We start from the raw sequence: 20841 nt of genomic DNA, 5'->3' as shown, positions 1-20841 counted from the left end.
CAAGAGAGAGGCGGGTTACGAGCCTTTTGGCCACGAACAATAGCAGCCCACCGCCAGGGTGTGAGTAGCATTTATCTCGCGCCCCACTTCAAGGGCCTTCAGGATCGGCTCAATAAAGCTGTTGCTGGAATTGCACGTGAGGCCCTCGCTGTAGGGCCCGAAATACGCGAGCTTGCCTGTGCGATCCCAGATCCCCACGGCCGGGCTGGCCGGCACCTGGTCGGCGCCGGGCAGGGCGGCGAGGGTTTTCATCGTGCGCAGGTTGTCGGGCAGTTGGCCGTGGCTGCCGGGCTTTTGCAGGGCGTAGAACTCGACGCCTTGGGGCGCGTACTGCTCGATCAACTCGCCCAGGTGCTGCTGGTTGCCGACGTTGCACGGGCAGGCTGGGTCCCAGAAGTGCACCAGGCGGATCGGGCCGGGGCCGGCGAGGTCGGCGGGCAGCTTCAATGGGTCACCGGAAAACACCGCCGTGTGTTCGCTGAAGGCGCGCAGGTAGCGGCCCTGGAACCAGTCATACGCCGCCCACAGCACGCCCGCGCAGATAACCAGGATCAGGCTGGCGAATAGAGCGGTGCGGTAGGGCTGTCGCATTCAGATGTATCCTCGAAGGTCGCGTAGCTTGCCATGCTTGTCCTGACAGATGAATATCGCAGCTCGATATTCATCTTCGCCGCCAGTCTGGAAGCCTTTATGCCCGTCACCTTTGACCCCGATCATCTGCGCGAAAGCTTGCAGCCCCTGGTGGATGCGCAACCGCTTTCAGCCGAGGCACGGGTCTACCAGCGTTTCTATGGGCTGGACCAGGCGGTGAGTCGCCTGGGGCGCTTCGAGGTGGATGGATTCGAGGTGGTCGCGCAAGTGTGGTGGCCGCCCACACCGGTGGCCACGATGTTCATGTTCCACGGCTTCTACGACCACATGGGGCTGTACCGTCATGTGGTGAAGTGGGCGCTGGACCAGGGCTTCGTGTTGATCGCCTGCGATCTGCCCGGGCATGGGCTGTCCAGCGGCGCGCGTGCCAGCATCGACGATTTTGCGGTGTACCAGCACGTGGTGCAGGCCCTGTTTAGCCAGGCCGAAGCCCTGCAATTACCACAACCCTGGCACCTGTTCGGGCAAAGCACCGGCGGCGCGGTGGTGGTGGACCACCTGCTCAACCACGGCGCCGACAGCCCCGCCCAGGGCAAGACCTTCCTGCTGTCCCCCCTGGTGCGGCCGCGTGCGTGGGGCTGGTCGCAGGTCAGCTATTACCTGCTGCGCCCCTTCGTCAAAGGCATTGCGCGGCGGTTCAGCGAAAACACCAACGACCCCGCGTTCAAACCGTTCCTTGAAGCCGACCCGCTGCAGCCGCGCCAGTTGCCGACCGCCTGGGTGGGCGCCTTGGCGCGCTGGATCAAACACATCGAAGCCGCACCGCGCAGCCCTCGGCGGCCGGTGATCGTGCAGGGTGAAGAAGACATGACGGTGGACTGGCAGCACAACCTGCAGGTGTTGCGGAGCAAGTTCGACCAGCCGGAGGTGTTGATGCTGCCGCGTGGCAGGCATCACTTGGCCAATGAGATTCCGGAGATTCGCGAGCAGTACTTCAGGTATCTCACCCAGCACCTGAACTAAGACGATCCAAATGTGGGAGGGTGCTTGCCCCTCCCACATTTTTTACTGCGCAAGGCTTGAGGTGCTTTGGCCGACCGCCAGGCCCGCGCGAATAGCGGCAAGGGCTGCCTGGTAATACGCCTTACCTTCCGGCGACTCCGCAAACGTCGCGAATTCTTCCAACTCCGGGTCGGACAGATCCCGATAGACGTACAGCAGCGTGTTGTTCAGATCCTTGTCGATCTGCTGCATCAACCGTTCACGTTGACCATTCAACATGCCTTGGGCCTGGCCGCCGCCCAGCAGGCCGGGGATCATCTGGCTCAGGCTGTCGGCCGCCACGCCGGCAATCGCCAGGCTGACTTCCGCGCCGGCTTCACGGGCCGGCAGGGCCTGGGCCAGGTGGCCGATGATCAGGCTGCGTGTGGCGCCGGCTTCGATTTTCGGCAAACCCTGGGCGTTTTTCGCCAGTTGGTCACGGCGGGTGGCGAGCAATTCGGCGGCGACAATCTTGCGGCCCAGGGGCGATTGGAAAAACGCCAAGGCAGGCGCAGGGTCCGCCAGGTGTTTGCGCAATTGCGCTTCGGCACGCTGGTCCATGGCCTGGGCGGCAAAGCGTTTATTGCTGTTGTCCACCAGCGCCTGGTACACCGCCGGCGGCAGGCTATTGCGATAGCGTTGCTGGGCGGCACTGAGGGCGTCATTGAAATGCGCACGTTGTTCGGCCCAGCCGGCGACCTTGTACAACTGGTCATGGCCGTCTGCCCAGGCGGGCAAAACGCAGAACATCAGCAAGGAAAAAAACAAACGACGCATAGGGACTCCTGTCAGTCGGCCACTATTGTCCGTGTCGGGCGTAGGATTTGTCGAGAAGTCCTATCAGTCACCTGACTAAAGTGTATTCAGACGCTCGGCGGCTCTGTCGGATTCACAGGCGTATGGATACTATGCGCGCCATGCAAATGCCCTTCGATCACCCCTTGCTGCAACGTATTGTCGACGACCTGGCCGAAAAGGGCTGGTCCCGACAGGACGGCTTCCTGCCCCAGGCTCTGACCCTGGAACTGGCGGCTGAGTGCCGTAAACGCAAGGCCGAAGGTGAGCTGGCCCCGGCAGCGGTAGGGCGCGGCCCGAGCCAGGAGATCCGTGAAGGCATTCGCGGTGACCACATCCAGTGGCTGGAAGAGGGCGATGCGGCGGTTTGCGACACCTATATGGCGGTGATGGACAGCCTGCGCCTGGCCATGAACCGTGGCCTGTTCCTGGGCCTGGAAGACTTCGAAAGCCATTTCGCGATGTACCCGCCGGGGGCGTTTTACCTCAAGCACCTGGATCGTTTCCGTGACGATGACCGGCGCATGGTCTCGGCGGTGATCTACTTGAACGATGCCTGGCTGCCCGAACATGGCGGCCAGTTGCGCATGTACCTCAAAAACGGCGTCGAATATGACGTGGTGCCCACCGGCGGTAGCCTGGTGGTGTTCCTGTCGGGCGAGGTGCCCCACGAAGTGATGCCCGCCACGCGCGAACGCCTGTCCCTCACCGGCTGGTTTCGCCGGCGGGGCAACGAGCCGTTCTGAGCATGCAAAAGATTCTGATCAGCCGCTGCCTGCTCGGGCACAAGGTGCGTTATGACGGTGGCGCCAGCGGGCCGTTCGACCAGTTAGCCGCGTGGCAGGCCGAGGGGCGTGTGGTTGCGATCTGCCCGGAAGTGTCGGGTGGTTTGCCAACGCCACGACCTGCTGCCGAGATCCCAGGCGGGCAGGGTGTGGATGTGTGGGAGGGGCGTGCCCAGGTGCTGACGGCCGAGGGCGAAGATTTCAGCGCAGCGTTCCTTGATGGTGCCCGCCAGGCACTGGCTCTGGTTCAACGCCACGCTATCCGCATCGCCGTGCTCAAGGCCAATAGCCCGTCCTGTGGCAACCTGCTCACCTATGACGGCACTTTTACCGGCGTGAAAGTGAGTGGCGAGGGCGTAACCGCGGCACTGCTCAAGCGCCACGGCGTGCAGGTGTTCAGTGAGCTGGAGCTGCCTGAGGCTGCGCGGGCACTGGCGCGGCTGTAGTCGGGGTTTCTCCTTCAAACCACTTCTGCGACAGCGCCTTTAACCGGCCATCCTCCTTCACCCGCTTCAGCGCGCCGTCCAGGCTCGTCTTGAACGCCGGGTTACCCTTCTGGAACGGGATCACCAAATCAGGCTTCTCGCGATAAACCTCGCTGAAATCGAACTGATCCTCAAGGTCGGCAGTCTTAGCGATATGGTTGATGGCCACGTCGTACTTGCCGGTTGCCACGCCGGGCAGCAAGTCGACGTCATCGGTGGTGATGAACGAGGAGCGCACATCCATTTCCTTTGCCAGCAGCTCACCCAGTTCCACTTCGAAACCGGTGAGTTTGTCGCCTTCCTTGAAGTTGAACGGAGGTGTATTGGCTTCAAGGGCGATGCGCAGTTCGCCACGATCGAACACATCATCGACCAGTTCGGCGTGAGCCAGGGGGCTCAGAAGGGGAAGCAGCAGTAACAGGCCAGGCGAAAAGCGCATGGTCACTCCTAGAGAATTTTTATGTGCGAGGCGCCGGTCAGCATCGCTTTGCTATGGTGTTGAGTGCCTTGGACAGCAATTTGTCGCGAAGTTGTCTTAACCCTACAGATTTCACAGAAAAACTGGAGAAGCGAATGAAAGCCCTTTTGTCCCGTGCCACCCTGGCCTCCCTGATGCTGGGTGCTTCGATGTTGGCAAACGCTGCTGATGTTCCCCGCACCCCCGCACCCAAGGGCGCCGAGGTGTTTATCGTCTCGCCCAAAGATGGCGCCACCGTCGACAAGACCTTCACCGTCAAGTTTGGCGTGAAGGGGTTGGACCTGGAACCGATCGACAAGCAGGTGCCCGGTGCCGGTCACCATCACCTGCTGGTCGACCAGGACGTGACGTCGCTCAAAGCAGACGAGGCGATCCCGGCCACCGCCACCTCTATCCATTTCGGCAAGGCGCAAACCGAAACCGAACTGACACTGGCCCCAGGCAAGCACACCTTGCAGCTGGTGGCGGGCGATAACGTGCACCGCCAGTTCGAGCCCACTGTAGCCTCGAAAGTGATCACGGTTAACGTCAAGTAAGATTTGTTCAGATGCAAAAAAGGGAGCCCCGAGGGGCTCCCTTTTTCGTGGTGCGGTCGAAACCTTAGAACAACACGCGGCTACGGATAGTGCCGTTGATGTGCTGCAGCTTCTCTTGCGCCAGGTCCGAGTACTCGGCGTCGACGTCGATCACCACGTAGCCGACCTTCTCGTTGGTCTGCAGGAACTGACCGGAGATGTTGATGCCGTTTTCCGCGAAGACCTTGTTGATCTCCATCATCACGCCAGGGATGTTCTGGTGGATGTGCAGCAGACGGTGTTTGCCAGGGTGAGCCGGCAGGGCCACTTCCGGGAAGTTCACGGACGATACCGAGGTACCGTTGTCGCTGTACTTGACCAGCTTCTCGGCCACTTCCAGGCCAATGTTGGCTTGGGCTTCAGCGGTGGAACCGCCGATGTGCGGGGTCAGGATCACGTTGTCCAGGCCACGCAGCGGGCTTTCGAAGATGTCGTCGTTGGAGCGAGGCTCAACCGGGAACACGTCGATGGCGGCGCCGATCAGGTGCTTGTCCTTGATCGCATCGGCCAGGGCGTCCAGCTCGACCACGGTGCCGCGTGCGGCGTTGATCAGGATGCCGCCCTTCTTGATGGCGCGGATTTCCTTCTCGCCGATCATCCACTGGGTCTCGGCGGTTTCCGGAACGTGCAGGGTCACGATGTCGGACATGCCCAGCAGCTCGGTCAGGCTGGCCACTTGGGTGGCGTTGCCCAATGGCAGCTTGGTCAGGGTGTCGTAGAAGAACACCTGCATACCGAGGCCTTCAGCCAGGACCGACAACTGAGTGCCGATCGAGCCGTAACCGACGATGCCCAGCTTCTTGCCGCGGATCTCGAAGGAGTTGGCCGCGCTCTTGATCCAGCCGCCACGGTGGCAGGAAGCGTTCTTCTCGGGAATGCCGCGCAACAACAGGATGGCCTCGGCCAGCACCAGCTCCGCCACGGAACGGGTGTTGGAGTACGGTGCGTTGAACACCGCGATGCCGCGCTCGCGCGCAGCAGAGAGGTCGACCTGGTTGGTGCCGATGCAGAAACAGCCGACCGCCACGAGTTTCTTGGCGTGATCGAAGATTTCTTCGGTCAGCTGAGTGCGGGAGCGAATGCCGATAAAGTGCGCGTCGGCGATCTTTTCCTTGAGCTGGGCTTCCGGCAGAGAACTGGTGATGTACTCAATGCTGGAGTACCCGGCGGCCTTCAGTACTTCGACGGCCGATGGGTGGACGCCTTCCAGAAGAAGGAACTTGATCTTGCTCTTATCGAGAGAAGTCTTGCTCATCTGCGTAAACCTGTATCCCGGAGAAAAATGGCAGGGAATCGGATCGCTTAAGCTGACCCGGACGGCAGGAAAGCCGTCACCGCAGAAACGCCCTTGGGCTCTGTCCTGCGGGGGCGGTATGCTAGCATACGCGCCCCGCTAAACACTCATTCCTGCGACGTGAAGCGTTCTCAGGATGACCATGAATTGTTCGAGAGTTCTGTCGATGACCCATCCTGCCCTGATTGATGAGCTAAAGACCCTGGTTGAGCCCGGCAAAGTGCTGACCGATGCAGACTCCCTGGAGGCTTACGGCAAGGATTGGACCAAGCACTTCGCACCCGCCCCGACCGCCATCGTCTTCCCCAAGACCACCGAGCAGGTCCAGGCCATCGTGCGTTGGGCCAATACCCACAAGGTGGCGCTGGTGCCATCCGGTGGGCGTACTGGCCTGTCGGCCGCTGCCGTGGCGGCCAATGGCGAAGTGGTGGTGTCGTTCGACTACATGAACCAGATCCTCGACGTGAACCTCACCGACCGCACCGCCGTGTGCCAGCCGGGCGTGGTCACCAAGCAATTGCAGAACGTTGCCGAAGAAAAAGGCCTGTACTACCCGGTGGACTTCGCGTCGTCGGGTTCCAGCCAGATTGGCGGCAACATCGGCACCAATGCCGGCGGAATCAAGGTCATTCGCTACGGCATGACCCGCAACTGGGTGGCCGGCATGAAGGTCGTCACCGGCAAGGGCGATGTACTGGAGCTGAACCGCGACCTGATCAAGAACGCTACCGGCTACGACATGCGCCAACTGTTCATCGGCGCCGAAGGCACCCTGGGCTTTGTGGTCGAAGCCACCATGCGCCTGGATCGTGCGCCGAAAAACCTCACCGCCATGGTGCTCGGCACTACTGACTTTGATTCGATCATGCCGGTATTGCACGCGTTCCAGAGCAAGCTGGACCTGACCGCCTTCGAGTTCTTCTCCGACAAGGCCCTGGCCAAGGTCATGGGCCGTGGCGACGTGCCGGCGCCGTTCGAAACCGAGTGCCCGTTCTATGCGCTGCTGGAATTCGAAGCCACCACCGAAGAAGTCGCCAACCACGCACTGGAAACCTTCGAGCACTGCGTGGAACAAGGCTGGGTGCTGGACGGTGTGATGAGCCAGAGTGAAACCCAGCTGCACAACCTGTGGAAACTGCGCGAGTACATCTCCGAGACCATTTCCCACTGGACCCCATACAAGAACGATATTTCGGTGACTGTCTCCAAAGTACCGGCGTTCTTGAAGGAAATTGACGCGATCGTCGGCGAGCACTATCCGGACTTCGAAATCGTCTGGTTCGGCCACATCGGCGACGGCAACCTGCACCTGAACATCCTCAAGCCGGAAAACCTGAGCAAGGACGAGTTCTTTGCCAAATGCGCCACTGTGAACAAGTGGGTGTTCGAAACCGTCGAGAAATACAACGGCTCGATCTCCGCTGAACACGGCGTTGGCATGACCAAGCGCGATTACCTGACCTACAGTCGCTCGCCGGTTGAAATCGAATACATGAAGGCTGTCAAAGCAGTGTTCGACCCGAACGGGATCATGAACCCTGGCAAGATCTTCGCTGTTTAATCGCCCTGAAGGAGTCGTTCCATGAGCTACCAGCACAAGTATGTCGACGGCACCAACATCCACTTTCCGGTGGGGAAAGTGGTGTGTATCGGGCGTAACTACGCCGAACATGCCAAGGAACTGGACAACCCGGTACCGACCGAACCGTTGCTGTTCATCAAGCCGGGCAGCTGTGTGGTGCCGTTGGGCGACAGTTTCACTATCCCCACCGAGCGCGGTTCGGTGCATTACGAAGCGGAGATCGCGGTGTTGATCGGCAAACCATTGTCGAACAAGCCCAGCCGTGAAGAAGTGCTGGATGCCATCTCCGGCTTCGCCCCGGCCCTGGACCTGACCCTGCGCGACAAGCAGGCCGAGTTGAAAGCCAAGGGCCTGCCGTGGGAAATCGCCAAATCCTTCGACGGCGCGGCGGTGATTGCGCCGTTCGTGGTGGGCAGTACCTTTGCGGACGTGACCGACATCGGCATCCGCCTGACCATCAATGGCGAGGTGCGCCAGGACGGCAACAGCGCGCAGATGCTCAACCCGATCATCCCGATGATCCAGCACATGGCCGGCTGCTTCTCGCTGCAGGCGGGCGACGTGATCCTCACCGGCACCCCGGCCGGTGTAGGCCCGCTGAATGTGGGGGATGAGTTGGTGCTGGAACTGGCGGGCCAGCATCGTTTTGAAAGCGTTGTTCGTTAAGCACAGACAAAACGCGGTCAAAATTGTGGGAGGTGGCTTGCCCCCGATGGCGGTTTATCAGTCAAACATCTGTTGCCTGACACTCAGCAATCGGGGGCAAGCCCCCTCCCACATCCCAGGCTTTTGCATTTTTTTCACACGCCATCCGGATAATCCTCAGCCTCGTTCGCGCAGGCCCGTTGTTCCTGTGCTATCACCTAACGCTGACTTTCCGGAAAAAGCGCCCAATGGCCGTGTCCCTGCCCTCCGCTTCACCCAAGCCGCGTTCTCGTTTTGCCATGCGCTGGTATTCCTGGCTGTTGCTGACAGGGGTGATCCTGTATGGCGTGGCCTGGGCCCTGCACTGGGATGATCGCGGTGTGTTGTGGGTGCTGGAGCGCTTTGAGACGCCGGCTGAACGCCAGCAGAGTGTATGGCTGCCGGACTACCATGCGGTCATTGATGGCAAGCTCTTGCCGGGGATGGAGAAGGACGAAGCGTCAGACGTTGCCTACAACCCACAGACCAAAACCCTGTTTTCCGTGATGGGCAAAAACCCGTTCCTGGCCGAGTTGAGCCTGCAAGGCGATGTATTGCGCAAGATGCCGCTCAACGGCTGGGACAACCCGGAAGGCGTGACCGTGATGGAGAATGGCCTGTTGGCAGTGGTCGACGAGCGCCAGCACACCCTGACCATCGTCAAGGTCGATGCGAGCACCACCCAACTGAACAAGGCCGACTTCACCAGCTATGACCTCGGCCCGTCCAAGGACCAGAACAAGGCCTTCGAAGCCATCACCTGGGACAAGCGTAACCAGCAGTTGATCCTTGGCGAAGAGCGCCCGCCCGCGCTGTTTACCTGGAAAAGCGACGGCGGCCCGACCCTGGCGGGCGATAAACACACGCTGGCGAGCAAAGAACTGGACATGCGCAACCTCTCGGCCCTGTCCGTCGACCCGCGTACCGGGCATTTGCTGGTGCTGTCGGCCGACTCCCATCTGTTGCTGGAGCTGGACGAGAAGGGCCAGCAAGTCAGCTTCATGACCCTGCTCGGCGGTTTCAACGGCCTCAAGCACACCATTCCCCGTGCCGAAGGGGTGACCATGGACGAGGAGGGCACGCTGTACATCGTCAGTGAGCCAAACCTGTTCTACCGATTCGAAAAGCAGAAATAGCACACCGATTACGTCAGATATGTCTCTGTGAGCGGCATCTGCCAGACATCCGGGCGTGTTTAAGTTTAAATTCAGACGGGCGTGATATTCATTCGCCACTTTTGAATTTGAGCCCCCCCCCGATGCAACGACTAGCCCGCCCCAAACCCCTGTTCATCATGCTTGCGCTGATCGCCCTGGTCAGCGCCGGGGCCGTTGCGCAGCATTTTCGCCTGTTCGAACGTGCCTGGTTCAATTGGCAGGTATGGCGCCAGCCAGCGGACGAACACTCCATCGGGCTGGCGGACTACCGCGTCACGCTGGAAGCCCAGGCCATTGAGGGGCTCGACGACGATGTCTCGGCCCTGACCTACGACCCGGTGCGCAAAAGCCTGTTCACCGTCACCAATAAAAACGCCGAGCTGATCGAGTTGTCCCTGGAAGGCAAGATCTTGCGGCGCATCCCCTTGATCGGGTTCGGCGATGCCGAAGCCGTGGAGTTCATCAGCGACAACATCTATGTCATCAGCGATGAGCGCCAGCAGCGGCTGATCAAGGTGCATGTGGACGATGACACCCAATTCCTCGACGCCGCTGACGCGGAGCAGATGACCCTGGGCCTGCACGTCGGTGGCAACAAGGGCTTTGAAGGCCTGGCCTACGACTCGGTGGGCAAGCGCCTGTTCGTGGCCAAGGAGCGCGACCCGATGCTGATCTATGAGGTGCATGGCTTCCCGCATTTCAAACCGGAAAAAACCTACTCGGTACACGTGATCAATAACCCCAAGCGCGATGCCGGGTTGTTTGTGCGTGACCTGTCGAGCCTGCAATACGATGAGCGCAGCGGCCATCTGCTGGCGCTGTCGGATGAGTCGTTTCTGGTGCTGGAACTGGATATCGACGGTCGCCCGTTGAGCAGTCTGTCACTGCTCAACGGACGTCATGGCCTGACGAAGCGAGTGCCGCAGGCCGAAGGCATCGCCATGGATGACGAGGGCGCGCTGTACCTCGTCAGCGAGCCGAACCTGTTCTACGTCTTCAAGAAGCCTTGAGGGTTTTGACGCCTTCGGCGGTGCCCAGCAGCAGCACATCGGCCGGACGCGCCGCGAACAGGCCGTTGGTGACCACGCCGACAATCGCGTTGATCTGCGTTTCAAGCTCCACCGGATTGGTGATCTGCATGTTGAACACGTCGAGGATAATGTTGCCGTTGTCGGTCAGCACGCCCTCACGGTACACCGGGTCGCCGCCCAGCTTCACCAGCTCGCGGGCCACGTGGCTGCGGGCCATCGGGATCACTTCCACTGGTAACGGGAAGGCACCGAGCACCGGCACCAGCTTGCTGGCGTCGGCGATGCAGATGAAGGTCTTGGCCACGGCCGCGACGATCTTCTCGCGGGTCAGGGCTGCGCCGCCGCCCTTGATCAGGTTCAGGTGTTCGTCGCTTTCATCGGCGCCGTCGATGTAGAACTCCAGGTCGCTCACGGTGTTGAGCTCGTACACCGGAATGCCGTGGCCCTTGAGGCGTGCGGCGGTGGCTTCGGAGCTGGCCACGGCGCCATCGAATGCGCCCTTGTGCTGGGCCAGTGCATCGATAAAGCAGTTGGCGGTGGAGCCGGTGCCGACACCGACGATGCTCTTGTCGTCGAGTTTAGGAAGGATTAAATCGACGGCGGCCTGGGCCACTGCCTGTTTGAGTTGATCCTGGGTCATGCGGGCTCCGGAACGGGCGGGGAGTTATCGAGGGGCGCGAGTATAACCCAACAAAACCTCTGGATTCGTGTGGTCGCCCGCCCAAACGCTGGGTTAGACTCCTTGGCCCTGCCCAACCCGCCCAGTGATATCCGCCGATGCTTGAACAGTACGTCAAAAAGATCCTCACCTCGCGCGTTTACGACGTTGCCGTAGAAACCCCGTTGCAGACCGCCCGTCAGCTCTCCGAGCGGCTGGGCAACCAGGTCTGGCTCAAGCGTGAAGACTTGCAACCGGTGTTCTCGTTCAAGATTCGCGGCGCCTATAACAAGCTGACCCAACTGAGCGCCGAAGAACGTGCGCGCGGCGTGGTCACCGCGTCGGCCGGCAACCATGCCCAGGGCCTGGCCCTGGCGGCGAAGGTGCTGGGGGTCAAGGCCACCATCGTGATGCCCAAGACCACGCCTGAAATCAAGGTCGAAGGCGTGCGCTCCCGTGGCGGCAAAGTGGTGCTGCATGGCGATTCGTTCCCGGAAGCCCTGGCCTACTCGCTCAAACTGGTCGACGAAAAAGGCTACGTGTATATCCACCCCTACGATGATCCGCACACCATTGCCGGGCAGGGCACCGTGGCGATGGAGATCCTGCGCCAGCATCCAGGGCCGCTGGACGCGATTTTCGTACCGGTGGGCGGCGGCGGGCTGATCGCCGGTATTGCGGCGTACGTGAAATACCTGCGCCCCGAGATCAAGATCATCGGCGTCGAGCCGGACGACTCCAACTGCCTGCAAGCCGCCATGGCTGCTGGCGAGCGCGTTGTGCTGCCGACCGTGGGCATCTTTGCCGATGGCGTGGCGGTGGCGCAGATCGGCCAGCACACCTTCGACATCTGCAAGGACTATGTGGATGAAGTGATCACCGTGAACACCGACGAGATCTGTGCGGCGATCAAGGACATCTACGACGATACCCGTTCCATCACCGAGCCGGCAGGGGCTTTGGGCGTGGCCGGGATCAAGAAGTACGTCGAGACCCGTGGCGTCACCGGACAGACTCTGGTCGCCATCGACTCCGGCGCCAACGTCAACTTCGACCGCCTGCGCCACGTGGCCGAACGCGCCGAGCTGGGTGAAGGCCGCGAAGCCATCATCGCCGTGACCATCCCTGAGAAGCCCGGCAGCTTCAAGGCGTTCTGCGAGGCCGTGGGTAAACGCCAGATCACCGAATTCAACTACCGCTACCACTCCGGCAGCGAGGCGCACATCTTTGTCGGCGTGCAGACCCATCCGGAAAATGATCCGCGCAGTGCCCTGATCGCCAGCCTGACCCACCAGGGGTTCCCGGTGCTGGACCTGACCGAGAACGAACTGGCCAAGTTGCACATTCGTCACATGGTGGGCGGGCACGCGGCCAAGGTCAGCGATGAAGTGGTGTTGCGCTTCGAGTTTCCGGAGCGTCCGGGGGCGTTGTTCAACTTTCTTAACAAATTGGGCGGGCGCTGGAACATCTCAATGTTCCACTATCGCAACCACGGCGCAGCAGACGGCCGTGTGGTCGCCGGCCTGCAAGTGCCGGCGGATGAACGTCACCTGGTACCGGCCGCCCTGGAAGCCATCGGCTACCCGTACTGGGATGAAAGCGATAACCCGGCCTACAAACTGTTCCTCGGTTGAGCGACTACGCTGAAGGGGCGGCCTTCAAGGAAAACGACACATGGAAACCCTGACCACCCTGAAAGTTATCCACATGGCAGCCACCGTGGTGTTGCTGCTCAGTGGCCTTGGCCTGGCGCTGCTGGCCTGGCGCAAACGCAGCGCCGGCCCGGCGGTGACCGTGCAGCGCCCGTGGGCGTTCGTCTGGTTGCTGATGGGCGTGTGCGTGGTCAGCATGCCGTTTACCGGCTGGTGGCTGGTGCACCTGGTTGGCTGGCCGCTGGGCCAGACCTGGATCCTGGGTTCCAGCATCCTCTATACCGTGGCGGCGCTGGCCTGGTTCTGGCTGGTGGCGCGGCTCAATCGCCTGCGCAAAGGTGAGGGCGGTAGCCTGAACTTCACGCTGGTGCTGGCGGTGGTCAGTCTGGTGGGGTTTGTGGCGATTGCCGGTCTGATGGGCGCCAAGCCGGTTTAAGGCTTTGGACCGAGTCGTCTGCATCGGGGGCAAGCCCCCTCCCACATTTTGGCCGTGTGAACCCGATCAAGTGTGGGAGGGGGCTTGCCCCCGATGGCTTCATCAGCTGCGCAGCGTGATCACCGGCCAGCCGCGCTTCTCGGCCTCGGCCCGCAGGTTCGGATCCGGATCCACCGCCACCGGGTGAGTCACTTTCTCCAGCAGCGGCAAGTCGTTCATCGAGTCGCTATAGAAATAGCTGTCTTCCAGGCTGTACCCGGTTTCTTCCAGCCAGCGGTTCAAGCGCGTCACCTTTCCTTCACGGAAGCACGGCACATCGGTGCTGCGCCCGGTGTAGCGGCCGTTTTCCATCTCGCACTCGGTGGCGATCAAGGTTTCAACGCCCAGGCGTGCGGCAATCGGCGCGGTGACGAAACGGTTGGTGGCGGTGATGATGACCAACTTGTCACCGGCGGCGCGGTGTTTGGCCAGCAGCTCAATGGCCAGCGGCAGCATGATCGGCTCGATGCAGTCGCGCATATAGTCGTTGTGCCATTCGTTCAACTGGGTGATCTCGGTGCGGCCGAGGATCTCCAGGCAGAAGTTCAGGTAGGCGGCGTTGTCCAGCTTGCCGGCCAGGTAATCCTGGTAGAACTCGTCGTTGCGGGCCTTGTAGGCCACCGGGTCGAGAATCCCGCGTTCACAGAGGTAATCGCCCCAGGCGTGATCGCTGTCACCGCCGAGAAGGGTGTTGTCCAAGTCGAATAAAGCCAGGCGCATTGCAGTTACTCGCTGAAAAGTCTGTAAAAAGGCGTCCAGAATACGGTCTTTTCACAAGAGTGCACATAAGGTACGAAGCCTCGTTGCCGCTTCATCAACCTTTGTGGAACAATGCGGCGACATGCGTTTGCGAGGTTGTTGCCGTGATCGACCCCGATGGTTTCCGTCCTAATGTCGGGATTATTCTTACGAATGATGCCGGACAGGTGCTATGGGCTCGCCGAATCAACCAAGATGCCTGGCAGTTTCCTCAAGGTGGAATCAACCCCGACGAGACCCCTGAAGACGCCTTGTACCGCGAGTTGAACGAAGAAGTCGGCCTTGAGCGCGAAGATGTGCAGATTCTGGCCTGTACCCGTGGCTGGTTGCGCTATCGTTTGCCGCAACGCCTGGTGCGTACCCACAGCCAACCGCTGTGTATCGGCCAGAAGCAGAAATGGTTTCTCCTGCGCCTGATCTCCAACGAGCAGCGGGTGCGGATGGATTTGACCGGTAAACCGGAGTTCGATGGCTGGCGCTGGGTCAGCTATTGGTATCCGTTGGGCCAGGTGGTGACATTCAAGCGCGAGGTTTATCGTCGCGCGCTCAAAGAGCTTGCCCCGCGCCTTTTAGCGCGCGACTGACGACGGAGTTCGACCCCGAGCCATGCTCAATACGCTGCGCAAGATCGTCCAGGAAGTTAACTCCGCCAAGGATCTCAAGGCGGCGTTGGGGATTATTGTGTTGCGCGTCAAGGAAGCCATGGGCAGCCAGGTCTGCTCGGTTTACCTGCTGGACCCCGAGACCAACCGTTTTGTGCTGATGGCCACGGAGGGCTTGAACAAGCGCTCCATCGGCAAGGTCAGCATGGCGCCCAATGAAGGTCTGGTGGGCCTGGTGGGGACGCGTGAAGAACCCCTGAACCTTGAAAACGCGGCCGATCACCCGCGTTATCGCTACTTTGCCGAAACCGGTGAAGAGCGTTACGCCTCGTTCCTTGGGGCACCGATCATTCACCACCGCCGCGTCGTCGGCGTGTTGGTCATCCAGCAGAAAGAGCGCCGTCAGTTCGACGAAGGTGAAGAAGCCTTCCTCGTGACCATGAGCGCGCAGCTCGCCGGGGTTATCGCTCACGCCGAGGCCACTGGCTCGATTCGCGGCCTGGGGCGCGAAGGCAAGGGTATCCAGGAAGCCAAGTTCGTTGGTGTACCCGGTTCGCCAGGCGCTGCGGTTGGTACGGCGGTGGTCATGCTGCCGCCGGCGGATCTGGACGTGGTGCCGGACAAGGTCGTCACCGACATCGACGCTGAAATCAAACTGTTCAAGACCGCCCTGGAAGGCGTTCGCGCCGACATGCGCAACCTGTCGACCAAGCTGGCCACCCAACTGCGCCCCGAAGAGCGCGCGCTGTTCGACGTGTACCAGATGATGCTTGACGACGCGTCGCTGGGTAATGAAGTCAAGACCGTGATCAAGACCGGCCAGTGGGCCCAGGGTGCGCTGCGCCAGGTGGTCACCGATCACGTCAACCGTTTCGAACTGATGGACGACGCCTACCTGCGCGAACGGGCCTCGGATGTGCGCGACCTCGGTCGCCGTCTGCTGGCGTACCTGCAGGAAGATCGCACCACCAACCTGGTCTACCCCGACAACACCATCCTGATCAGCGAAGAGCTGACCGCGACGATGCTTGGCGAAGTGCCGGAAGGCAAACTGGTCGGCCTGGTGTCGGTACTCGGCTCGGGTAACTCCCACGTCGCGATCCTGGCTCGGGCCATGGGCATCCCGACGGTGATGGGCCTGGTGGACCTGCCGTATTCCAAGGTGGATGGTATCGACATGATTGTCGATGGCCATCGCGGCGAAGTCTTCACCAACCCCAGCGAAGTGCTGCGCAAGCAATACGCCGAAGTGGTCGAGGAAGAGAAGCAACTGGCGCTGGGCCTCGATTCATTGCGCGAGTTGCCATGCGTGACCACCGATGGTCACCGTGTGCCGCTGCTGGTGAATACCGGCCTGCTCGCCGACGTGGCCCGTGCGCAACAGCGTGGCGCCGAAGGGGTGGGGCTTTACCGCACCGAAGTGCCGTTCATGATCAACCAGCGTTTCCCGAGTGAGAAGGAGCAACTGGCGATCTATCGCGAGCAACTGCAGGCCTTCCATCCGTTGCCGGTGACCATGCGCAGCCTGGACATCGGCGGCGACAAGTCACTGTCGTATTTCCCGATCAAAGAGGACAACCCGTTCCTCGGCTGGCGCGGCATTCGCGTCACCCTCGATCACCCGGAAATCTTCCTGGTTCAGACCCGCGCCATGCTCAAGGCCAGCGAAGGCCTGAACAACCTGCGCATCTTGCTGCCCATGATCTCCGGCACCCATGAGCTGGAAGAGGCGCTGCACCTGATCCACCGCGCCTGGGGCGAAGTACGCGACGAAGGCGCCGACGTACCGATGCCGCCGATTGGCGTGATGATCGAGATTCCGGCGGCGGTGTACCAGGCCAAGGAACTGGCGCGGCAGGTGGACTTCCTGTCAGTGGGGTCCAACGACCTGACTCAATACCTGCTGGCTGTGGACCGTAACAACCCACGGGTGGCCGACCTCTACGACTACCTGCACCCGGCGGTGCTGCAAGCCCTGCAACATGTGGTACGCGACGCCCATGCCGAAGGCAAGCCGGTGAGCATCTGCGGCGAAATGGCTGGTGACCCGGCGGCGGCGGTGCTGTTGATGGCGATGGGCTTTGACAGCCTGTCGATGAACGCCACCAACTTGCCGAAGGTGAAGTGGATGCTGCGCCAGGTGGAGCTGAGCATGGCCAAGGAGCTGCTGGCGAAGTTGATGACCATCGACAACCCGCAAGTTATCCACAGCTCGTTGCAGTTAGCCCTGAAAAACCTGGGACTGACGCGGATGATCAACCCGGCCTCTGCCAAAAACCTTTGAAAATGTGGGAGGGTGGGGTCATAGGTTGATTTCGACTTCGCCCAACCGCCCACCGTGCGGCCCGAAACTGCGTTCCACCATCCGCCGCGTCCCGTCGGCATTCACGATCAATGCCGTGCTCGCCCGCGTCCCGTAACTCGGGCTGGCAATAAACACGCTGGATAAAAGGCTTTCCGTCGCCAACCCCACCCCAGTGTCCGGCAAGTCCGCAAACGGCGCGGTCCGTGGGTCACTCAAAATATCCAGCAACGCCTCTGGTTGCGGATCATCCAGAACCGCGCTCAACGCCGCCCTGGCCTTGAGCAACTTGGGCCACGGCGTATCCAGCCCCGCGTTGGATAGCCCATACACCCCGGCCTTCAGGCGCGTGGGCTCGGTATGGTTGGCGTTGTAATGCCACAGCTCATCCCGCGTGCCCACCAGCAGATTGAATCCGGCATATTCAATCGAACGGCCGTTAACATCGGCTAAATATTCGTCAATCGGCAGCGAACCGTTGAGAAACCGCGCCACTAATTCCCCCCGTGACTTACGGGCCGGCGGTTGGTGCGGATCACGGATATTGGTCAGGGCAGCGAAGCGCCCGTCGGCATTCACGCCCAGCCAAGTGCCACCGGCTTCCTGGTCACGGCCGGCGTACACCTGTGGCGCATCCGGCCACTGGGCCAGCGGCAGGCTGGGGCGGGCGTAGAACTCATCGCGGTTGGCCGCGACGATCAGCGGCTGGGCGTGGCCCGGCCGCCAGGCAAAAACAATCAGGCACATCAGGCGATCCCTTTTGTGTTTTCAGCCACTCTACCCACTCAAGCAGAGGCGTTCCATCGTATCCAGTTGGGTCGCATGCCTTCCATCCGTTAACATGCCGGACTTGGTTCGGGGGCTCCCATGGAATTTCTGCTGTATTTGCTGCTCGGCGCCTGTGCGGGCGTGCTCGCCGGGCTGTTCGGCGTGGGCGGCGGGATCATCATCGTGCCGGTGCTGGTGTTCAGCTTCACCTTGCAGGGGTTTGACCCGCAGGTGCTGACCCACTTGGCGGTGGGTACTTCCCTGGCGACGATCATCTTTACCTCGGTGAATGCCGTGCGTGAACACCACCGGCGGGGCGCGGTGCGTTGGCCGATCTTTGTGTGGATGACCGTGGGCATCCTGATTGGCGCCGGCTTTGGCGCGCTGACTGCCGAGGCGATTTCCGGCCCGCACCTGCAAAAGATCATTGGCGTGTTTGCCTTGCTGGTGGCCGTGCAACTGGCCCTGGAGGTCAAGCCCAAGGCCAGCCGTACGGTGCCGGGCAAGGTTGGCCTGACCGTGGCGGGGACGTTTATCGGCTGGGCCTCGGCGATTTTCGGAATTGGCGGCGGTTCGCTGACCGTGCCGTTCCTGACCTGGCGCAGCGTGCCGATGCAGCAGGCGGTGGCCACTTCATCGGCCTGTGGCTTGCCGATTGCGGTGGCCAGTGCATTAAGTTTCATGATTCTGGGCTGGCATGACCCGCTGTTGCCCGCTCATAGTCTAGGGTTCGTGTATTTGCCAGCGCTGTTGGGCATTGCCCTGACCAGCATGGTGTTCGCCCGTTTCGGCGCACGCTTGGCGCATCGCTTGTCGCCGCGGTTGCTCAAGCGGTTGTTCGCCGGGTTGCTGTTCTGTGTCGGTTTGAACTTTTTGCTTTGAAAAAACTTGAGTAATGCAGGCTTAATCGCGGCCCGGCATGGTCCGCACGCCTAACGAATGATTTAACGAGGAGTCGCAATGCTGCCTTACCCGCAGATCGACCCGGTGGCCCTGGCCATCGGTCCGCTGAAAATCCACTGGTACGGGTTGATGTACCTGATCGGCATCGGCGGTGCCTGGTTTCTGGCCTCCCGACGCCTGAACCGGTTCGACCCGACCTGGACCAAGGAGAAACTCTCCGACATGGTCTTCTGGCTGTCGATGGGGGTGATTGTCGGCGGGCGACTCGGCTACGTGCTGTTCTATGATCTGTCCGCGTACATCGCCAACCCGACATTGATCTTCGAAGTATGGAAAGGCGGCATGGCGTTCCACGGCGGCTTTATCGGTGTGATGATCGCTGCCTGGTGGTTCGGTCGCCGCAACGGCAAGTCGTTCTTCCAACTGATGGACTTCGTCGCGCCGATGGTGCCGATCGGCCTGGGCGCCGGGCGTATCGGCAACTTCATCAACGCCGAGTTGTGGGGCAAGCCGACCGACGTGCCGTGGGCCATGGTGTTCCCGCCGTTCAGCGATCCGGCGCAACTGCCGCGCCACCCGTCGCAGCTCTACCAGTTTGCGTTGGAAGGCGTGGCGCTGTTCCTTATCCTGTACATCTTTTCGCGCAAACCGCGCCCGACCATGGCGGTTTCCGGCATGTTCGCGCTGTTCTATGGGATCTTCCGCTTTATCGTCGAGTTCGTGCGTGTGCCGGATGCGCAACTGGGCTACCTGGCGTTCGGTTGGGTGACCATGGGCCAGATCCTCAGCCTGCCGATGATCATCGGTGGCCTGGGCCTGCTGTGGTGGGCGTACAACCGCCCGCAACCTCTGAAGAACACCGCGCTTTAAATTCGAATGCCCAGGTCTTTATCTGGCCTGGGCTTCAACGATACGGGTACCAACATGAAGCAATATCTCGAGCTACTGAACGACGTCGTGACCAATGGACTGACCAAGGGCGATCGCACCGGTACCGGCACCAAAGCCGTGTTTGCCCGTCAGTATCGGCATAACCTGGCCGACGGCTTCCCGCTGCTGACCACCAAGAAGCTTCACTTCAAAAGCATTGCCAATGAACTGATCTGGATGTTGAGCGGCAACACCAACATCAAGTGGCTGAACGAAAACGGCGTGCGCATCTGGGACGAATGGGCCACCGAAGATGGCGATCTGGGCCCGGTGTACGGCGAACAGTGGACCGCCTGGCCAACCAAGGACGGCGGCAAGATCAACCAGATCGACTACATGGTCCACACCCTCAAGACCAACCCCAACAGCCGCCGCATCCTGTTCCACGGCTGGAACGTCGAGTACCTGCCGGACGAAACCAAGAGCCCCCAGGAAAACGCCCGCAACGGCAAACAAGCCCTGCCACCGTGCCACCTGCTGTACCAGGCGTTCGTGCATGACGGTCACCTGTCGATGCAGTTGTATATCCGCAGCTCCGACGTCTTCCTCGGCCTGCCGTACAACACCGCCGCGCTGGCCTTGCTCACCCATATGCTGGCCCAGCAGTGCGACCTGATCCCCCATGAGATCATCGTCACCACCGGCGACACCCACGCCTACAGCAACCACATGGACCAGATCCGCACCCAGCTGGCGCGCACGCCGAAGAAGCTGCCGGAACTGGTGATCAAGCGCAAACCTGCGTCGATCTACGACTATAAGTTCGAAGACTTCGAGATCGTGGGCTACGACGCCGACCCAAGCATCAAGGCCGACGTGGCTATCTGATCAATGCCCATGGCTGCGCCCTACATGTGAGGGCTCAGCCTCACTGGCCAGCACACTCCCGCTGACTTCCAGCCGCTGCAGAATCCCGCACTGATTCCCGCCGCCACAGCGCTGGCGCAGGTCCAGCAATTGCTCCTGCAACGCCAACAGCCCATCGATCCGCGCTTTCACGTGGTGGATATGCTCGTCGATCAGCGCATTCACGCTTTCGCACTGGTCCTGGGGGCTGTCCCGTAGCCCCAGCAGGCTGCGGATTTCTTCCAGAGTCATGTCCAGGCTGCGGCAATTGCGGATAAACACCAACCGCTCGGTGTGTGCCTGGGTGTATACGCGGTAGTTGGCGTCGGTGCGCGCCGGCGGAGGCAGCAGGCCTTCCTTCTCGTAGTAACGGATGGTTTCCACCGGGCAGTCGGTCAGTTTGGCCAGTTCGCCGATCTTCATCGCAACAATCTCCAAATGGGTGCTT

The 20841-nt window shown here is 61.1% G+C and carries 23 protein-coding genes; 15 read left to right on the top strand and 8 right to left on the bottom strand.

Annotated features, from left to right (window positions below; genetic code table 11):
* Positions 1-15 precede the first annotated feature (15 nt).
* A complete protein-coding gene (locus BFN10_RS15575) occupies positions 16-591 on the bottom strand; it encodes a DUF6436 domain-containing protein (protein WP_071490423.1) in 576 nt (191 codons plus the stop codon).
* Between the two features lie 99 nt (positions 592-690).
* Between BFN10_RS15575 and bipL the strand changes: the two genes are divergently transcribed.
* Complete coding sequence (gene bipL / locus BFN10_RS15570) at positions 691-1614, top strand: phospholipase BipL (RefSeq protein ID WP_071490482.1); 924 nt, start codon at positions 691-693, stop codon at positions 1612-1614.
* A 42-nt stretch (positions 1615-1656) separates the two neighbouring features.
* On the opposite strand, the gene BFN10_RS15565 is transcribed toward bipL, so the two are convergent.
* Complete coding sequence (locus tag BFN10_RS15565; RefSeq protein ID WP_071490422.1) at positions 1657-2409, bottom strand: DUF2059 domain-containing protein; 753 nt, start codon at positions 2407-2409, stop codon at positions 1657-1659.
* A 131-nt stretch (positions 2410-2540) separates the two neighbouring features.
* Here BFN10_RS15565 and BFN10_RS15560 point away from each other — a divergent pair, with 131 nt between their 5' ends.
* The gene (locus tag BFN10_RS15560) at positions 2541-3173 is read left to right on the top strand and encodes a 2OG-Fe(II) oxygenase (RefSeq protein WP_071490421.1); all 633 of its coding nucleotides are present in this window, start codon (positions 2541-2543) and stop codon (positions 3171-3173) included.
* A 2-nt stretch (positions 3174-3175) separates the two neighbouring features.
* A complete protein-coding gene (locus BFN10_RS15555; protein WP_071490420.1) occupies positions 3176-3658 on the top strand; it encodes a 2-thiouracil desulfurase family protein in 483 nt (160 codons plus the stop codon).
* Here the strand turns inward: BFN10_RS15555 and BFN10_RS15550 are convergent.
* The gene (locus tag BFN10_RS15550; protein ID WP_071490419.1) at positions 3609-4136 is read right to left on the bottom strand and encodes a transporter substrate-binding domain-containing protein; all 528 of its coding nucleotides are present in this window, start codon (positions 4134-4136) and stop codon (positions 3609-3611) included. The genes BFN10_RS15555 and BFN10_RS15550 overlap by 50 nt on opposite strands.
* A gap of 134 nt (positions 4137-4270) precedes the next feature.
* Between BFN10_RS15550 and BFN10_RS15545 the strand changes: the two genes are divergently transcribed.
* Complete coding sequence (locus BFN10_RS15545; RefSeq protein ID WP_058426501.1) at positions 4271-4711, top strand: DUF4399 domain-containing protein; 441 nt, start codon at positions 4271-4273, stop codon at positions 4709-4711.
* A gap of 64 nt (positions 4712-4775) precedes the next feature.
* On the opposite strand, the gene serA is transcribed toward BFN10_RS15545, so the two are convergent.
* A complete protein-coding gene (gene serA, locus BFN10_RS15540; RefSeq protein ID WP_071490418.1) occupies positions 4776-6005 on the bottom strand; it encodes a phosphoglycerate dehydrogenase in 1230 nt (409 codons plus the stop codon).
* 205 nt (positions 6006-6210) lie between these two features.
* Here serA and BFN10_RS15535 point away from each other — a divergent pair, with 205 nt between their 5' ends.
* From BFN10_RS15535 to BFN10_RS15520, 4 genes are all read left to right on the top strand, one after another.
* Positions 6211-7605 carry an FAD-binding oxidoreductase gene (locus BFN10_RS15535; RefSeq protein WP_016979015.1) on the top strand — a complete coding sequence of 465 codons (1395 nt, stop codon included), beginning with the start codon at positions 6211-6213 and terminating at the stop codon, positions 7603-7605.
* Between the two features lie 21 nt (positions 7606-7626).
* Positions 7627-8292: a fumarylacetoacetate hydrolase family protein gene (locus BFN10_RS15530; RefSeq protein WP_071490417.1), complete on the top strand. Its 666-nt coding sequence runs from the start codon at positions 7627-7629 to the stop codon at positions 8290-8292.
* 227 nt (positions 8293-8519) lie between these two features.
* Entirely contained in the window at positions 8520-9446 is a 927-nt protein-coding gene (locus BFN10_RS15525; RefSeq protein WP_071490416.1) for an SdiA-regulated domain-containing protein, read from the top strand.
* Between the two features lie 122 nt (positions 9447-9568).
* Positions 9569-10477 carry an SdiA-regulated domain-containing protein gene (locus BFN10_RS15520; RefSeq protein ID WP_071490415.1) on the top strand — a complete coding sequence of 303 codons (909 nt, stop codon included), beginning with the start codon at positions 9569-9571 and terminating at the stop codon, positions 10475-10477.
* Here BFN10_RS15520 and rpiA read toward each other — a convergent pair.
* Positions 10464-11138 (bottom strand): ribose-5-phosphate isomerase RpiA, encoded by a 675-nt coding sequence (rpiA, locus tag BFN10_RS15515; RefSeq protein WP_016979019.1) that lies wholly within the window; start codon positions 11136-11138, stop codon positions 10464-10466. The genes BFN10_RS15520 and rpiA overlap by 14 nt on opposite strands.
* Before the next feature lie 137 nt (positions 11139-11275).
* Here rpiA and ilvA point away from each other — a divergent pair, with 137 nt between their 5' ends.
* Positions 11276-12790 carry a threonine ammonia-lyase, biosynthetic gene (gene ilvA / locus BFN10_RS15510; RefSeq protein WP_071490414.1) on the top strand — a complete coding sequence of 505 codons (1515 nt, stop codon included), beginning with the start codon at positions 11276-11278 and terminating at the stop codon, positions 12788-12790.
* A 40-nt stretch (positions 12791-12830) separates the two neighbouring features.
* The gene (locus BFN10_RS15505) at positions 12831-13244 is read left to right on the top strand and encodes a DUF2269 family protein (protein ID WP_071490413.1); all 414 of its coding nucleotides are present in this window, start codon (positions 12831-12833) and stop codon (positions 13242-13244) included.
* Between the two features lie 102 nt (positions 13245-13346).
* Here BFN10_RS15505 and BFN10_RS15500 read toward each other — a convergent pair whose 3' ends face one another.
* A complete protein-coding gene (locus BFN10_RS15500) occupies positions 13347-14003 on the bottom strand; it encodes a histidinol-phosphatase (RefSeq protein ID WP_071490412.1) in 657 nt (218 codons plus the stop codon).
* 143 nt (positions 14004-14146) lie between these two features.
* Between BFN10_RS15500 and BFN10_RS15495 the strand changes: the two genes are divergently transcribed.
* On the top strand, positions 14147-14626 hold the full coding sequence (locus tag BFN10_RS15495; protein WP_003176750.1) for an RNA pyrophosphohydrolase: 480 nt from the start codon (positions 14147-14149) through the stop codon (positions 14624-14626).
* A gap of 22 nt (positions 14627-14648) precedes the next feature.
* Positions 14649-16928 carry a phosphoenolpyruvate--protein phosphotransferase gene (ptsP, locus tag BFN10_RS15490; RefSeq protein ID WP_071490411.1) on the top strand — a complete coding sequence of 760 codons (2280 nt, stop codon included), beginning with the start codon at positions 14649-14651 and terminating at the stop codon, positions 16926-16928.
* A gap of 18 nt (positions 16929-16946) precedes the next feature.
* Here ptsP and BFN10_RS15485 read toward each other — a convergent pair whose 3' ends face one another.
* Positions 16947-17693 carry an NRDE family protein gene (locus tag BFN10_RS15485; protein WP_071490410.1) on the bottom strand — a complete coding sequence of 249 codons (747 nt, stop codon included), beginning with the start codon at positions 17691-17693 and terminating at the stop codon, positions 16947-16949.
* A 120-nt stretch (positions 17694-17813) separates the two neighbouring features.
* Between BFN10_RS15485 and BFN10_RS15480 the strand changes: the two genes are divergently transcribed.
* The 3 genes from BFN10_RS15480 to BFN10_RS15470 all read left to right on the top strand — a co-directional run bounded on the left by BFN10_RS15480 (position 17814) and on the right by BFN10_RS15470 (position 20375).
* Positions 17814-18596, top strand: a complete 783-nt coding sequence (locus tag BFN10_RS15480; RefSeq protein ID WP_071490409.1) for a sulfite exporter TauE/SafE family protein — start codon at positions 17814-17816, stop codon at positions 18594-18596.
* Positions 18597-18674: 78 nt separating this feature from the next.
* Entirely contained in the window at positions 18675-19487 is an 813-nt protein-coding gene (gene lgt / locus BFN10_RS15475; protein ID WP_071490408.1) for a prolipoprotein diacylglyceryl transferase, read from the top strand.
* A gap of 54 nt (positions 19488-19541) precedes the next feature.
* The gene (locus BFN10_RS15470) at positions 19542-20375 is read left to right on the top strand and encodes a thymidylate synthase (protein WP_071490407.1); all 834 of its coding nucleotides are present in this window, start codon (positions 19542-19544) and stop codon (positions 20373-20375) included.
* On the opposite strand, the gene cadR is transcribed toward BFN10_RS15470, so the two are convergent.
* Positions 20376-20816 carry a Cd(II)/Pb(II)-responsive transcriptional regulator gene (cadR, locus tag BFN10_RS15465; protein WP_071490406.1) on the bottom strand — a complete coding sequence of 147 codons (441 nt, stop codon included), beginning with the start codon at positions 20814-20816 and terminating at the stop codon, positions 20376-20378.
* Positions 20817-20841: the final 25 nt, after the last annotated feature.

The organism is Pseudomonas extremorientalis, from assembly GCF_001870465.1.
Taxonomy (GTDB): domain Bacteria; phylum Pseudomonadota; class Gammaproteobacteria; order Pseudomonadales; family Pseudomonadaceae; genus Aquipseudomonas; species Aquipseudomonas extremorientalis.
Note: the sequence above shows the minus strand (reverse complement) of the source record. Positions and strands in the feature narration are given on the sequence as shown.

What these genes read in the sequence shown, in the direction of transcription:
- BFN10_RS15525 (WP_071490416.1), top strand. Translation starts at nt 8,520, where the DNA reads ATGGCCGTGTCCCTGCCCTCCGCTTCACCCAAGCCGCGTTCTCGTTTT.
- BFN10_RS15500 (WP_071490412.1), bottom strand. Translation starts at nt 14,003, where the DNA reads ATGCGCCTGGCTTTATTCGACTTGGACAACACCCTTCTCGGCGGTGAC.
- ilvA (WP_071490414.1), top strand. Translation starts at nt 11,276, where the DNA reads ATGCTTGAACAGTACGTCAAAAAGATCCTCACCTCGCGCGTTTACGAC.
- BFN10_RS15565 (WP_071490422.1), bottom strand. Translation starts at nt 2,409, where the DNA reads ATGCGTCGTTTGTTTTTTTCCTTGCTGATGTTCTGCGTTTTGCCCGCC.
- BFN10_RS15505 (WP_071490413.1), top strand. Translation starts at nt 12,831, where the DNA reads ATGGAAACCCTGACCACCCTGAAAGTTATCCACATGGCAGCCACCGTG.
- BFN10_RS15555 (WP_071490420.1), top strand. Translation starts at nt 3,176, where the DNA reads ATGCAAAAGATTCTGATCAGCCGCTGCCTGCTCGGGCACAAGGTGCGT.
- BFN10_RS15560 (WP_071490421.1), top strand. Translation starts at nt 2,541, where the DNA reads ATGCGCGCCATGCAAATGCCCTTCGATCACCCCTTGCTGCAACGTATT.
- cadR (WP_071490406.1), bottom strand. Translation starts at nt 20,816, where the DNA reads ATGAAGATCGGCGAACTGGCCAAACTGACCGACTGCCCGGTGGAAACC.
- BFN10_RS15535 (WP_016979015.1), top strand. Translation starts at nt 6,211, where the DNA reads ATGACCCATCCTGCCCTGATTGATGAGCTAAAGACCCTGGTTGAGCCC.
- BFN10_RS15545 (WP_058426501.1), top strand. Translation starts at nt 4,271, where the DNA reads ATGAAAGCCCTTTTGTCCCGTGCCACCCTGGCCTCCCTGATGCTGGGT.
- BFN10_RS15520 (WP_071490415.1), top strand. Translation starts at nt 9,569, where the DNA reads ATGCAACGACTAGCCCGCCCCAAACCCCTGTTCATCATGCTTGCGCTG.
- bipL (WP_071490482.1), top strand. Translation starts at nt 691, where the DNA reads ATGCCCGTCACCTTTGACCCCGATCATCTGCGCGAAAGCTTGCAGCCC.
- BFN10_RS15550 (WP_071490419.1), bottom strand. Translation starts at nt 4,136, where the DNA reads ATGCGCTTTTCGCCTGGCCTGTTACTGCTGCTTCCCCTTCTGAGCCCC.
- BFN10_RS15480 (WP_071490409.1), top strand. Translation starts at nt 17,814, where the DNA reads ATGGAATTTCTGCTGTATTTGCTGCTCGGCGCCTGTGCGGGCGTGCTC.
- lgt (WP_071490408.1), top strand. Translation starts at nt 18,675, where the DNA reads ATGCTGCCTTACCCGCAGATCGACCCGGTGGCCCTGGCCATCGGTCCG.
- BFN10_RS15470 (WP_071490407.1), top strand. Translation starts at nt 19,542, where the DNA reads ATGAAGCAATATCTCGAGCTACTGAACGACGTCGTGACCAATGGACTG.
- ptsP (WP_071490411.1), top strand. Translation starts at nt 14,649, where the DNA reads ATGCTCAATACGCTGCGCAAGATCGTCCAGGAAGTTAACTCCGCCAAG.
- BFN10_RS15485 (WP_071490410.1), bottom strand. Translation starts at nt 17,693, where the DNA reads ATGTGCCTGATTGTTTTTGCCTGGCGGCCGGGCCACGCCCAGCCGCTG.
- BFN10_RS15530 (WP_071490417.1), top strand. Translation starts at nt 7,627, where the DNA reads ATGAGCTACCAGCACAAGTATGTCGACGGCACCAACATCCACTTTCCG.
- rpiA (WP_016979019.1), bottom strand. Translation starts at nt 11,138, where the DNA reads ATGACCCAGGATCAACTCAAACAGGCAGTGGCCCAGGCCGCCGTCGAT.
- BFN10_RS15575 (WP_071490423.1), bottom strand. Translation starts at nt 591, where the DNA reads ATGCGACAGCCCTACCGCACCGCTCTATTCGCCAGCCTGATCCTGGTT.
- serA (WP_071490418.1), bottom strand. Translation starts at nt 6,005, where the DNA reads ATGAGCAAGACTTCTCTCGATAAGAGCAAGATCAAGTTCCTTCTTCTG.